Consider the following 12,784-nt stretch of genomic DNA (forward strand, 5'->3'; position numbering starts at 1 on the left):
AGGGAATGCTCATGGACACCAAATTGCTCGACATCCTCGCTTGCCCGGTCTGCAAAGGCCCGCTCAAGCTCAGCGCCGACAAAACCGAGCTGATCAGCAAGGGCGCCGGTCTGGCGTACCCGATTCGCGACGGCATCCCGGTGATGCTCGAAACCGAAGCCCGCACCCTGACCACAGACGAGCGTCTGGATAAATGACCACAGCCTTTACCGTTGTCATTCCATCGCGTTACGCCTCTACCCGCCTGCCGGGCAAACCGCTGTTGCTGATCGCCGGCAAGCCGATGATCCAGCACGTCTGGGAACAGGCGTGCAAAAGCAGCGCCGAGCGAGTGGTGGTTGCCACTGACGATGCGCGCATTGTCGAGGCGTGCAACGCGTTTGGCGCCGAAGTGGTACTGACCCGCGAAGACCACAATTCCGGCACGGACCGTTTGGCTGAAGTTGCCGAAAAACTCGGTCTGGCGTCCGACGCGATCGTGGTCAACGTTCAAGGTGATGAACCGCTGATCCCGCCGAGCGTGATCGATCAGGTCGCGGCTAACCTCGCGGCCCATACCGAAGCGCGCATGGCGACGTTGGCCGAGCCGATCAAAGACGTTGAAACCCTGTTCAACCCCAACGTGGTCAAGGTCGTCAGCGACCTCAATGGCCTGGCGCTGACGTTCAGTCGCGCGACGTTGCCATGGGCTCGGGACGCGTTCGCGAAAAGTCGCGATGCGCTGCCGGAAGGCGTACCGTATCGTCGCCACATCGGCATCTATGCCTACCGCGCCGGTTTCCTGCATGACTTCGTCAGCTGGGGCCCGTGCTGGCTGGAAAACACCGAATCGCTGGAGCAGCTGCGCGCACTGTGGCACGGCGTGCGAATTCACGTCGCCGATGCATTGATCGCGCCGCCGACCGGCGTCGACACCGTCGAAGACCTCGAGCGCGTTCGTCGCCTGCTGGAGGCCTGATGCGGGTTTTGTTCGTTTGTCTGGGCAACATCTGCCGTTCACCGACGGCCGAAGGCGTGCTGCGGCATAAACTGCGGGAAGCGGGGCTGGCCGATCAAGTCGAAGTCGCCTCCGCCGGCACCGGTGACTGGCACGTTGGCAACGCGCCGGACCAACGCAGCCAGGCCGCGGCCAAATCGCGTGGTTATGACCTGTCCGCTCAACGCGGCCGGCAAGTGAGCCGCGCCGATTTCGCCACTTATGATTTGATCCTGGCGATGGACAACAGCAATCTGCGCAATCTCAAGGCCTTGCAACCGGCCAGTGGCAGGGCTGAGCTGGATCTGTTCCTGCAACGCTACCAGTTGGAAGTCGACGAAGTCCCGGACCCGTATCACGACGGCGAACAAGGCTTTGAGCAGGTGCTCGACTTGATCGAAAGCGCCTGTGATCTGCTGGTGATCGAATTGAAGGGCCGGTTATGAGTGTGCGGGTTCGGCCACAGGTTTCGCTCAAGCCTTACAACAGCTTTGGCGTGGACGTTCAGGCGCGCTTGTTTGCCGAGGCCCACAGTGATGCCGACGTGCGGGAAGCCTTGGCCTACGCCGCACAACATGACGTGCCGTTGCTGGTGATTGGCGGTGGCAGCAATTTGCTGCTGACCGCCGATATCCAGTCGCTGGTGCTGCGCATGGCGACACGCGGAATTCGTATCCTGAGCGACGACGGCAACAAGGTTGTGATCGAAGCCGAGGCTGGCGAGCCTTGGCATCCATTCGTGCAACACACGCTGGCGCAGGGGCTGTCGGGGCTTGAAAACCTCAGTCTGATCCCCGGCACCGTCGGCGCGGCACCGATGCAGAACATCGGTGCCTACGGTGTGGAGATCAAGGACGTGTTTGCCGGCCTGACCGCGCTGGATCGCCAGACCGGCGAAATGCGCGACTTCACGCTGGCCGAGTGCAACTTCGCTTACCGCGACAGCCTGTTCAAACAGGAGCCGGGGCGCTGGTTGATCCTGCGGGTTCGTTTCGCCCTCGACCGCGCCGAACACCTGCATCTGGAGTACGGCCCGGTACGTCAGCGTCTGACCGAGCAAGGCATCGATCAGCCGACCGCCAGCGACGTCAGTCGGGCGATTTGCAGCATCCGCAACGAAAAGCTTCCGGACCCGGCGGTGCTCGGTAATGCCGGCAGCTTCTTCAAGAATCCATTGGTGTCGGCTGCGCTGGTCGCTCAGCTCAAAGTCGAGTACCCGGACCTGGTGGCTTACGCGCAACCCGACGGGCAGATGAAACTGGCCGCGGGCTGGCTGATCGAGCGGGCAGGGTGGAAAGGTTTCCGCGAGGCCGACGCGGGCGTGCATAAATTGCAGGCGCTGGTGCTGGTCAACTACGGGGGTGCGACTGGTCTGCAGTTGTTGAACCTGGCACAACGCATTCAAAAAGATATTTGCGAACGTTTTCACGTCGATCTGGAAATGGAGCCCAATCGGTATTGAGGCTACGCTTTCAAGACTGATCTCAAAGCCCTGCACATCTTCGATTGTGCAGGGCTTTTTTGTTAATGCTGGGTTAACTTAGCCCCCTAACGATGCAAGCATTTGCTCCACCAAAGGCCCGATGCAGACGTCGCCGTCCGCATAAGAGAGCCTCATTAGCCTGAGTCGATCTGCGTGATGCCAACCGCTAATCCCCAAGCGGCAGATTGCTCGACCCCATAACCCATATAAATATGCGGGCGTGCCCATGATTACCCTGAAGCTCAATGGTCAAGACCATCAACTCGATGTCACCGAGGACATGCCGCTGCTCTGGGCCATCCGCGACGTGGTCGGTTACAACGGCACCAAATTCGGCTGCGGCATGGGCCTGTGCGGCGCCTGCACCATTCATATCGAAGGCGCCCCGGCGCGCAGTTGCATCACGCCGATCGGTTCGGTGATCGGCCAGAACGTCAGCACCATCGACAACCTGCACGCCGATCCGGTCGGGCAAATCGTTCAGCAGGCCTGGCTCGACACCGCCGTCGCCCAGTGCGGTTATTGCCAGGGCGGGCAGATCATGTCCGCCACGGCACTGCTCAAGACCAATCCGAACCCGAGCGACGAACAGATCGAAGAGGCGATGGTCGGCAATATTTGCCGTTGCGGCACGTACAACCGGATCAAGACCGCCATCCGCCAGGCATCCACCCACCTGAAGGAGGCCAAGGCATGAGCCAGTTACCGAATGATTTCGCCCTGAGCAACCTCAGTCGCCGTGGTTTCCTCAAAGGCGTCGGTGCCACCAGTGCGCTGGTAGTCGCCGCGAGTTGGGGCTGGCAGGACGCGTTCGCCGCCGAGAAGGAAAAGAAATTCGGCGCCGACGGCATGCCTAACGGTTGGGTTGATGATCCGAAGGTGTACGTCAGCATCGCTGCAGATGGCACGGTGACCGTGGTCTGCAACCGCTCGGAAATGGGCCAGGGCGTGCGCACCAGTTTGACCATGGTGGTAGCCGATGAACTGGACGCCGACTGGGCTCTGGTGAAAGTGCAGCAAGCGCCAGGCGACGAGGTGCGCTTCGGTAACCAGGACACCGACGGCTCGCGCAGCATGCGCCATTGGTACGAACCGATGCGCCGCTGCGGTGCTGCTGCGCGGACCATGCTCGAACAAGCGGCCGCCGAACAGTGGAAAGTTCCGGTCGGCGAGTGCCATGCGCAATTGCACAAAGTCATCCATAAACCGAGCGGTCGTGAACTGGGTTACGGCGCGCTCGCCGTCGCGGCCGGTGCGCTGGCGGTGCCGCCGCGTGACAGTCTACGACTCAAGGATCCGTCAGAATTCCGCTACATCGGCAAGGAAGGCACCAAGGCCATCGACGGTGCAGACATCGTCAACGGTCGCGCGATCTACGGCGCCGACGTGCATTTCGATGGAATGCTTTACGCCACCATCGCACGTCCGGCGGTCTACGGCGGCAAGGTCAAATCCTTGGATGACAGCGCTGCAATGAAAGTCCCCGGTGTGATCAAAGTCATCCAGATCGAAGGCCGTCCGCTGCCCTCGGAGTTCCAGCCGTTGGGTGGCGTGGCGGTGGTGGCCAGCAACACCTGGGCGGCCATCAAGGGCCGCGACGCGCTGAAAATCGAATGGGACGACGGCCCCAACGCCAGTTACGACTCGATCGCCTATCGCAAGGAAATTGAAGCAGCGTCACTCAAGCCCGGCAAAGTGGTGCGCAATACCGGCAACATCGATGAGGCCATGAGCAGCGCCAGCAGCACCGTTGAAGCCTCTTACTATTTGCCGCACCTGGCTCAAGCACCGATGGAGCCGATGGTCGCCATCGCCCGTTTCAAGGATGGTGTGTGCGAAGCCTGGGCGCCAAGCCAGGCGCCGCAGGTCACCCGTGAGCGAATCGGCGAACGCCTGGGCATTGCGTTCGATAACGTCACGTTCCACGTCACCTTGCTCGGCGGAGGTTTCGGCCGCAAGTCCAAGCCGGATTTCATCATCGAAGCAGCGATCCTCGCCAAGGAATTCCCCGGTAAGGCGGTGCGGGTGCAATGGACCCGTGAAGATGACATCCACTGTTCGTATTTCCACACCGTCTCGGCCGAATACCTGAAGGCCAGTCTGGGCAAGGACGGTCTGCCGTCGGGTTGGCTGCACCGCACGGTGGCACCGAGTATCACCGCGCTGTTCGCGCCGGGCATGAACCACGAGGCTGCTTTCGAGCTGGGCATGGGCTTTACCAACATGGCCTACGCGATTCCCAACGTGCGCCTGGAGAACCCGGAAGCGGCGATTCATACGCGGGTCGGCTGGTATCGCTCGGTGTCGAACATTCCTCACGGCTTTGCGATCCAGAGCTTTGTCGATGAACTGGCGCACAAGGCCAAACAGGATCCGCTCAAGTACCAAATCAAATTGCTCGGCCCGGACCGTCAGATCGATCCGCGCACCTTGAGTGAAGAGTGGAACTACGGCGAGTCGCCGGAGCGCTATCCGATCGACACCGGACGGATGCGCACGGTGCTGGAAACCGCTGCCAAAGCGGCGGGTTGGGGACGTGAGTTGCCGAAGGGCCGAGGCCTGGGGTTGGCGGTGCATTACAGCTTCGTCACCTATGTGGCGGCGGTGATCGAGGTCGAAGTCAAAGACGATGGCACATTGATTGTGCACAAGGCCGATATTGCCGTGGATTGCGGCCCGCAGATCAACCCGGAGCGGATTCGCTCGCAGTTCGAAGGTGCCTGCGTGATGGGCCTGGGCAACGCGGTGCTGGGCGAAATCAGCTTCAAGGACGGCAAGGTCCAGCAGGACAACTTCCACATGTACGAAGTGGCGCGCATGTCCCTGGCGCCGAAGGAAGTCGCCGTGCATCTGGTGACTCCGCCGGGCGTTGTGCCGTTGGGCGGTGTCGGTGAACCGGGCGTGCCGCCGATTGCGCCGGCGCTGTGCAATGCCATCTTTGCCGCCACCGGCAAACGCATCCGCGACTTGCCGGTGCGTTTTCAACTGCAAGGTTGGCAGAAGGCCGAGGCCTGATGGACAGCGTCGATCTGAACGTCCTGCGCAGTGTGCTGGAGTGGCGCCGCGCCGGTCAGCGAGTGGTGTTGTACAGCGTGGTCCAGACCTGGGGCACCGCGCCTCGGGCCCCTGGCGCGATGCTGGCCCTGCGCGAAGACGGGGTGGTGATCGGTTCGGTCTCCGGTGGTTGTGTCGAGGACGATCTGATTGCCCGGTTGCACGATGGCCGGATTCCGGCTGACGGGCCGCCGGTGCAACTGATCACTTACGGGGTCACTCGCGAGGAGGCCGCACGGTTTGGTTTGCCCTGCGGCGGCACGTTGCGTCTGACTGAGGAGCGCGTCGGTGACCCGGCCTGGGTCGCTGAATTGCTGGCGCGTTGCGAAGCCCATGAAATCGTCGCGCGCTCGCTGGATGTTGCGACCGGTGACGTGGTGTTGCAGCCGGCGAACAAGAGCGATGTGCTGAGTTTCGACGGTCACACGTTGCGTGCGATCTACGGTCCGCGTTGGCGATTGTTGCTGATCGGCGCGGGGCAATTGTCCCGTTATGTTGCCGAGATGGCGCGGTTGCTGGATTTCGAAGTGCTGATCTGCGATCCGCGCACCGAATTTGTCTACGGCTGGGAAGAGCAGCACGGACGCTTTGTCTCCGGTATGCCGGACGAAGCCGTGCTGAACATCCAGACCGACGAACGCACGGCGATTGTCGCGTTGACTCACGATCCGCGCCTGGATGACATGGCCCTGCTCACGGCGCTCGATTCCAGGGCGTTTTACGTCGGTGCGCTGGGTTCTCGGGTCAACAGCCTGAAGCGCCGGGAAAACCTGGCTCAGCTAGGCTTGTCACAAGAGGCCATCGAGCGCTTGCACGGGCCGATCGGTCTGCACATCGGCAGCCATTCCCCGGCGGAAATCGCCTTGTCGTTGCTGGCCGAAATCGTCGCGATCAAGAACGGCGTCGAGCTGAAGCAGAAGAAGCCGTTGCGGGAGGAGGTATGACTGAGCCAATCGGCGTCATCGTGTTGGCAGCGGGGCAGGGCGACCGGTTTCGGCAGGTGGCGGGAGCCGACAAGGATAAGTTGTTGGCGGACTGTACGGGACGCGATGGCGCCGTTCGTTCCGTAATTGAGCAGGTGCTGGTGAATTTGCCAGCCGGCCTTGAGAAGCGCGTGCTGGTGACGACCGAAGATCGCCCACAAGTGATTCGCATGGCCAAGGCCTATGGTGTCGAGGTTGTGTTGATCGAATCGACCGGCATGGGCGACAGCATTGCGGCCGGGGTGTCGGCATGCTCGCAGCTCGGTGGCTGGTTGATTGTGTTGGGAGATATGCCGTTTATTTTGCCTTCCAGTATTGAGCAGGTAGTGGCGGAGATTGCTGATGACGTAATCAGTGTTCCGTTGATCAATGGCGAGTACGGACATCCCGTGGGTTTTGGGCGTACGTTTGGACCGGCGTTGATGGGATTGTCGGGTGATCGTGGGGCCAAGCCGTTGTTTGCCTCGGCGAAGGTGGTTGAGGTGGTGGTGGACGATCCCGGGGTGTTGTGGGATGTGGATGTGCCTGAATCACTGATCTTCAAACCGGCATAAATTCCCTGTGGGAGCGAGCCTGCTCGGGATGGCGGTGGGTCAGCTTGCATCAATGTTGAATGTTAAATCGCCATCGCGAGCAGGCTCGCTCCCACAGGGGGCGGTGTATTCGGAGACATAAAAAAAAGCCCCGCCTGGTTCACCAGGCGGGGCTTTTTAGTGGCCGATGGAATCAGACGAGCGGTTTAGGCTCGTGCTCTTTTTCCAGGGCTTGCTCGTGTTGCTCTACCGCTTCCTGGACGGAGCGCGGTGCTTCGTCGATCACGGAGTCAACTGGCTCGGCAGTGACTTCAGCAGCCGGGGCAGGAGCTGCCTCGACGACTTCAGCCACAACCGGTGCCACTTCGACCGGAGCAGCAGCGGCAGCCAGTTCGGCTTCCTTCTGCAGGCGCTCTTCTTCACGCTTGCGACGACGCACTTCACGCGGGTCGTTCGGCGCGCGGCCACTTGGCGTCAGGGCGCTGGCCGGGGCAGCTTCAACCACTGGCGCAGCCACTTCGGCGACAACAGGGGCTTCAATAACCGGAGCAGCTTCTGGTTCAGAAGCCACAACCGCAGGCTCAACAGCCGCTACTTCAGCGACCGGCGCTGGAGTTTCGACCGTTACCGGCTCGGCAACCCAGTTGAAAGCGGTTTGCTCTTCGCGAACTTCACGAACGGTTTCGGTCACGGTTTCAGCGACGGTTTCAGCTTCAACAACCGACTCTGCAACCACGGCAGGCGCTTCAGCAACAAAGGCTGGCTCAGCGGCTGCTTCGACTTCAGGCTGTGCTTCACGAACCGGGGCCACTTCGACTTCCGGAGCGGAGGTTGCTTCTACAGGCGTGGTCGCTTCAACGACTGGCGCTTCGACTGGAGCAGTTTCCAGTGTGGCGGCAGTGGCGCGTTCGGCTTGCTCGTTGGCCTGTGCTTCGGCTGGAGCGCTGATCACGCTGCTGGCAACGGCTGCGGTAACAGCCAGGCCGGCGGCCAGATCGGCAGCGCTTGGCGCTGCGTTGCTTTCGGCGGCTTCGTTACCTTCAGCGGATTCCGATTCTTCCGAACCTTCGATCACGTTGCCGTTGGCATCGCGTTGACGCTCGCGACGGTTGCTGCGACGACGCTGGCCACGGGAGCGGCGGCGTGGACGATCGCCTTCGGCGCCTTCCTGACCGTCTTCCTGCAGTTGCTCCTCGTTGCCGGTCAACTCTTCTTCGGCAACAGCGGCAGCGGCTTGCTCGGCACGCGGTTGACGTTCTTCACGCGGAGGGCGTGGCGCACGTTCTTCACGTGGCTGACGAGCTGGACGCTCTTCAGCAGTAGCAGCAGCCGGAGCAGCAGTCGGAGCGGCAGCGTCGAGCGGTTCACGCAGTTCACGAACCCGTTCTTCACGCTCGCCACGTGGCTTGCGATCTTCGCGAGGCGCGCGCGGTGCGCGTTCTTCACGAGGGGCACGTGGTGCACGCTCTTCACGTGGTGCGCGCTCTTCGCGAGCGACTGCCGGAGTTTCTTCACGGGCTTCGCGTGGTTCACGTGGTGCACGTTCTTCACGCGGTGCACGTTCCTCGCGAGGCTTGCGCTCTTCATCGCGGCGACCGTTACGGTTGCGGCTCTGCTGGCGGCCGTTGCGACGCTCTTCGTTGCGGGCCGGGCGCTCGGTGGTCGCCGGTTTTTCAACCGCAACCGGAGCAGCAGGCTCTTCCTTGGTTGCAAACAGACCGACCAGCGACTTCACCAGGCCTTTGAACAGGCTTGGCTCTGGCACGACGGCCGGTGCAGCAACAGGTGCGGCGACGACTTCGGTCGGAACCGGAGCGTTGGCGCGGGCCGGCGCAGTCTTGACCGCGGCTTCCTGGCGAACCAGGGTGCGGGTCGCAGCGGCAGGCTGGACTTCTTCGACTTCGGCAGCGGCAGCAGCGATTTCGTAGCTGGACTGGCCGACCGCGGCTTCCGGGCTGTCATCGCGCAGACGCTGAACTTCGAAGTGCGGCGTTTCGAGGTGATCGTTCGGCAGAATGACAATGCGGGCGCGGGTGCGCAGTTCGATCTTGGTGATCGAGTTGCGTTTTTCGTTGAGCAGGAAGGCTGCGACCGGAATCGGCACTTGTGCGCGAACTTCGGCGGTGCGGTCTTTCAGGGCTTCTTCTTCGATCAGGCGCAGGATCGCCAGCGACAGCGATTCAACGTCACGGATGATGCCGGTGCCGTTGCAACGCGGGCAAACAATGCCGCTGCTTTCGCCAAGCGATGGACGCAGGCGCTGACGGGACATTTCCAGCAGGCCGAAGCGCGAGATGCGACCGACTTGCACGCGAGCGCGGTCGGCTTCCAGGCATTCGCGGACTTTCTCTTCCACGGCGCGCTGGTTCTTGGCAGGGGTCATGTCGATGAAGTCGATGACGATCAGGCCGCCGATGTCGCGCAAGCGCAACTGACGGGCGATTTCTTCGGCCGCTTCAAGGTTGGTCTGCAGGGCGGTTTCTTCGATGTCGCTGCCTTTGGTGGCGCGCGCCGAGTTGATGTCGATGGACACCAGGGCTTCGGTCGGATCGATCACGATGGAGCCGCCGGAAGGCAGTTCAACGACGCGCTGGAATGCGGTCTCGATCTGGCTTTCGATCTGGAAACGGTTGAACAGCGGAACGCTGTCTTCGTACAGCTTGATCTTGCTGGCGTACTGCGGCATCACCTGGCGAATGAAGGTCAGGGCTTCGTCCTGGGCTTCAACGCTGTCGATCAGCACTTCGCCGATGTCCTGGCGCAGGTAATCGCGGATGGCGCGGATGATCACGTTGCTTTCCTGGTAGATCAGGAATGGCGCGGAGCGATCCAGCGAGGCTTCTTTGATGGCGGTCCAGAGTTGCAGCAGGTAATCGAGGTCCCACTGCATTTCTTCGCTGCTGCGGCCCAGGCCGGCAGTGCGCACGATCAGACCCATGTCGGCCGGGGCAACCAGACCGTTCAGGGCTTCACGCAGTTCGTTGCGCTCTTCACCTTCGATGCGACGGGAGATACCGCCGGCACGCGGGTTGTTCGGCATCAGAACCAGGTAGCGACCGGCCAGGCTGATGAAGGTGGTCAGGGCGGCGCCCTTGTTGCCACGTTCTTCTTTTTCGACCTGAACGATGACTTCCTGGCCTTCGCTCAGGACGTCCTTGATGTTGACGCGGCCTTCAGGGGCTTTCTTGAAGTATTCGCGGGAGATTTCTTTGAGGGGCAGGAAGCCGTGGCGCTCGGAGCCGAAATCGACAAAGGCAGCCTCAAGGCTTGGTTCGATGCGAGTAATCCGGCCTTTATAGATGTTGGCCTTCTTCTGCTCGCGTGCACCGGATTCGATGTCCAGGTCGTAGAGGCGTTGGCCATCTACCAGTGCAACACGCAACTCTTCGGGTTGAGTTGCGTTAATCAGCATTCTTTTCATGTAGTACCGTCGGTTTCCGGGCTGCCGGAAACGGCGTTCGGCACACACGACTTCTCACGGTCGGTGTCAGGTGCGTCAGGAGTGGTTGGCCATTCCCGTGTCCAGCGATGTCCGGCCAATGTGGGCCTTTGTCGCGACGTACGCGTCCTGCTTGCTGTGGCTACTTAAGCACTCAGTCAGGAGGAGGAATCAACCAGCGGCTGTGGACGAGATGAAGCGTCTTGATAAAGCCTATTGCTACACAGTCCAGCGGTTGTGCATCTCCACCCTACACGTATCCCTGATAATTCGGGTGCTGCCGCGCGCAGAATCCGCAGCGGGTTGGCATTTACCGTGAGCTCCGAAAGGGGAGGTCACGCATCATGGCTAATTTAGGCGTTGTTTCCGAAGCGTTCGCTCGGGGTCATTCGCAGCTGACTGCACTTTGTGAACTGGCCGTGAATATTGGCTCGCGTAGCGAGTGAAAACTCTGCTTTGCGGCGTGATTCAGGCCTCATGTCACCTGCGCTCGTTACACCTGCAAACTCCACCGTTACGTAGCGAAAGCCCCGTAGGACGGCCTCGCGTCCTGGTGAATTGCATTGGTCAGGGCCGGTTTTTGACCGTTGGTCCGCTGTCCAGGCCGCTTTTGGCGGCGTTCGCGACTATAGCAGTAATGATTAAGTGCTTCAATTCCATAAAAAATTGATATCATCCGCGCCATGACGACTACTGCCCCCTCGACCCCAGCCGTACAACTGCTTGAGGTCTCGCCGGAATATGCCGGCCAACGTATTGATAACTTCCTTCTCGCTCGGCTCAAAGGCGTGCCCAAGACCCTGATTTACCGCATTTTGCGCAAAGGCGAAGTGCGAGTGAACAAAGGTCGGATCAAGCCCGAATACAAGCTGCAGGCGGGCGATATCGTGCGCGTGCCGCCGGTTCGCGTGCCCGAGCGCGACGAACCTGTGCCGCTGGCCCAAGGCCTGCTGCAGCGACTCGAAGCCTCGATTGTCTACGAAGACAAAGCGCTAATCGTGATCAACAAGCCTTGCGGCATTGCGGTTCATGGCGGCAGCGGGCTGACTTATGGCGTGATCGAAGCCTTTCGTCAGTTGCGTCCGGATTGCAAGGAGCTCGAGCTGGTTCACCGCCTGGACCGTGACACTTCCGGCCTTCTGATGATCGCCAAGAAGCGCAGCATGCTGCGTCACTTGCACACGGCCTTGCGCGGCGATGGCGTCGATAAGCGCTATATGGCGCTGGTGCGCGGTAACTGGGCGGCCTCGATCAAGCAGGTCCGGGCGTCGCTCGGCAAGAGCAATCTGCGTTCCGGCGAGCGCATGGTCGAAGTCGACGAGGAGGAGGGCAAGGAGTCTGTGACCGTGTTCAAGGTCCTGCGTCGTTTCGGCGACTTTGCCACCCTGATCGAAGCCAAGCCGATCACCGGGCGGACTCACCAGATTCGCGTTCACACCTTGCATGCCGGGCATTGCATCGCCGGCGACACCAAGTACGGCGACGAAGGTTTCAGTAAGGAAATCCGCGACCTCGGCGGTAAGCGCCTGTTTCTGCATGCTTACATGCTGACTGTGCCGCTGCCGGATGGCGGCGAGTTGAAGTTGCAAGCGCCGGTGGATGAAATGTGGGCCAAGACCGTGGAGCGCCTGAGTGCACCCATCTGACTACAAGCTGCTGATTTTTGATTGGGACGGCACTCTCGCCAACTCCATTGGTCGGATTGTCGAGGCGATGCACGTCGCGTCCGAGCGTTCCGGCTTCCAGTTGCGCGATGATTTTGCTGTCAAAGGCATCATCGGCCTGGGGCTGCCGGAGGCGATTCGTACGTTGTATCCCGAGATCAGTGATACCGAGCTGGTGGCGTTTCGCGAGCATTATGCGGACCACTACATCGCCTCGGAAGCAGTGCCTTCGCCGTTGTTCGAAGGGGTTGTCGAGTCGATGGAGGCATTTCGCGCCGAGGGTTATCACTTGGCGGTTGCGACAGGCAAGGCGCGTCGCGGTCTGGATCGGGTGTTGAAGGCGCACGGCTGGGACGGTTATTTCGACATCACCCGCGCGGCTGATGAAACCGCCAGCAAACCCCATCCGCTGATGCTTGAGCAGATCCTCGCCCATTGTGAGGTTCGCCCGGAGCAAGCGTTGATGGTTGGTGATTCGTCCTTCGATCTGCAGATGGCGCGCAACGCCGGCATGGATTCGGTGGCGGTCAGCTACGGTGCGCAGTCGATCGAGGCGCTGAAACTGTTTGAGCCGGCGCTGGCCATCGACCATTTTTCAGAATTGCATGCCTGGCTGAATCAGCGGGCCTAATAGATTTTTGCTGGGGTAGAT

At 61.1% G+C, this 12,784-nt stretch carries 11 protein-coding genes; 10 read left to right on the forward strand and 1 reads right to left on the reverse strand.

The features are described 5' to 3' along the window. The first annotated feature begins 11 nt into the window (after window positions 1–11). The 8 genes from F8N43_RS27065 to F8N43_RS27100 all read left to right on the forward strand — a co-directional run bounded on the left by F8N43_RS27065 (window position 12) and on the right by F8N43_RS27100 (window position 7,050). Complete coding sequence (locus F8N43_RS27065; RefSeq protein WP_007945752.1) at window positions 12–197, forward strand: Trm112 family protein; 186 nt, start codon at window positions 12–14, stop codon at window positions 195–197. Next, window positions 194–958 (forward strand): 3-deoxy-manno-octulosonate cytidylyltransferase, encoded by a 765-nt coding sequence (kdsB, locus tag F8N43_RS27070; RefSeq protein WP_150654605.1) that lies wholly within the window; start codon window positions 194–196, stop codon window positions 956–958. Before F8N43_RS27065 ends, kdsB begins: the two co-directional genes overlap by 4 nt. Next, on the forward strand, window positions 958–1,422 hold the full coding sequence (locus tag F8N43_RS27075) for a low molecular weight protein-tyrosine-phosphatase (protein ID WP_150631744.1): 465 nt from the start codon (window positions 958–960) through the stop codon (window positions 1,420–1,422). Before kdsB ends, F8N43_RS27075 begins: the two co-directional genes overlap by 1 nt. Then, window positions 1,419–2,438, forward strand: coding sequence for a UDP-N-acetylmuramate dehydrogenase (murB, locus tag F8N43_RS27080; RefSeq protein WP_150636048.1), 1,020 nt, complete (start codon window positions 1,419–1,421; stop codon window positions 2,436–2,438). Before F8N43_RS27075 ends, murB begins: the two co-directional genes overlap by 4 nt. A gap of 247 nt (window positions 2,439–2,685) precedes the next feature. Continuing rightward, the gene (locus tag F8N43_RS27085; RefSeq protein ID WP_150636046.1) at window positions 2,686–3,156 is read left to right on the forward strand and encodes a (2Fe-2S)-binding protein; all 471 of its coding nucleotides are present in this window, start codon (window positions 2,686–2,688) and stop codon (window positions 3,154–3,156) included. Next, window positions 3,153–5,474, forward strand: coding sequence for a xanthine dehydrogenase family protein molybdopterin-binding subunit (locus F8N43_RS27090; protein ID WP_150654606.1), 2,322 nt, complete (start codon window positions 3,153–3,155; stop codon window positions 5,472–5,474). Before F8N43_RS27085 ends, F8N43_RS27090 begins: the two co-directional genes overlap by 4 nt. Beyond that, complete coding sequence (locus F8N43_RS27095) at window positions 5,474–6,457, forward strand: XdhC family protein (RefSeq protein WP_150654607.1); 984 nt, start codon at window positions 5,474–5,476, stop codon at window positions 6,455–6,457. Before F8N43_RS27090 ends, F8N43_RS27095 begins: the two co-directional genes overlap by 1 nt. Beyond that, a complete protein-coding gene (locus F8N43_RS27100; protein WP_150654608.1) occupies window positions 6,454–7,050 on the forward strand; it encodes an NTP transferase domain-containing protein in 597 nt (198 codons plus the stop codon). The genes F8N43_RS27095 and F8N43_RS27100 overlap by 4 nt, the downstream gene beginning before the upstream one ends. A 172-nt stretch (window positions 7,051–7,222) precedes the next feature. On the opposite strand, the gene rne is transcribed toward F8N43_RS27100, so the two are convergent. Further along, window positions 7,223–10,450, reverse strand: a complete 3,228-nt coding sequence (gene rne / locus F8N43_RS27105) for a ribonuclease E (RefSeq protein ID WP_150631738.1) — start codon at window positions 10,448–10,450, stop codon at window positions 7,223–7,225. A gap of 701 nt (window positions 10,451–11,151) precedes the next feature. Here rne and rluC point away from each other — a divergent pair. Together rluC and F8N43_RS27120 are read left to right on the forward strand one after the other, a co-directional pair. Beyond that, entirely contained in the window at window positions 11,152–12,114 is a 963-nt protein-coding gene (rluC, locus tag F8N43_RS27115; RefSeq protein WP_150631737.1) for a 23S rRNA pseudouridine(955/2504/2580) synthase RluC, read from the forward strand. Continuing rightward, on the forward strand, window positions 12,101–12,763 hold the full coding sequence (locus F8N43_RS27120) for an HAD-IA family hydrolase (protein WP_150654609.1): 663 nt from the start codon (window positions 12,101–12,103) through the stop codon (window positions 12,761–12,763). The genes rluC and F8N43_RS27120 overlap by 14 nt, the downstream gene beginning before the upstream one ends. Window positions 12,764–12,784 lie beyond the last annotated feature (21 nt).

It is taken from the genome of Pseudomonas fluorescens (assembly GCF_902498065.1).
GTDB classification, from domain to species: domain Bacteria; phylum Pseudomonadota; class Gammaproteobacteria; order Pseudomonadales; family Pseudomonadaceae; genus Aquipseudomonas; species Aquipseudomonas fluorescens_BJ.

What these genes read in the sequence shown, in the direction of transcription:
- rluC (WP_150631737.1), top strand. Translation starts at nt 11,152, where the DNA reads ATGACGACTACTGCCCCCTCGACCCCAGCCGTACAACTGCTTGAGGTC.
- F8N43_RS27095 (WP_150654607.1), top strand. Translation starts at nt 5,474, where the DNA reads ATGGACAGCGTCGATCTGAACGTCCTGCGCAGTGTGCTGGAGTGGCGC.
- F8N43_RS27100 (WP_150654608.1), top strand. Translation starts at nt 6,454, where the DNA reads ATGACTGAGCCAATCGGCGTCATCGTGTTGGCAGCGGGGCAGGGCGAC.
- rne (WP_150631738.1), bottom strand. Translation starts at nt 10,450, where the DNA reads ATGAAAAGAATGCTGATTAACGCAACTCAACCCGAAGAGTTGCGTGTT.
- F8N43_RS27090 (WP_150654606.1), top strand. Translation starts at nt 3,153, where the DNA reads ATGAGCCAGTTACCGAATGATTTCGCCCTGAGCAACCTCAGTCGCCGT.
- F8N43_RS27085 (WP_150636046.1), top strand. Translation starts at nt 2,686, where the DNA reads ATGATTACCCTGAAGCTCAATGGTCAAGACCATCAACTCGATGTCACC.
- F8N43_RS27075 (WP_150631744.1), top strand. Translation starts at nt 958, where the DNA reads ATGCGGGTTTTGTTCGTTTGTCTGGGCAACATCTGCCGTTCACCGACG.
- F8N43_RS27065 (WP_007945752.1), top strand. Translation starts at nt 12, where the DNA reads ATGGACACCAAATTGCTCGACATCCTCGCTTGCCCGGTCTGCAAAGGC.
- kdsB (WP_150654605.1), top strand. Translation starts at nt 194, where the DNA reads ATGACCACAGCCTTTACCGTTGTCATTCCATCGCGTTACGCCTCTACC.
- murB (WP_150636048.1), top strand. Translation starts at nt 1,419, where the DNA reads ATGAGTGTGCGGGTTCGGCCACAGGTTTCGCTCAAGCCTTACAACAGC.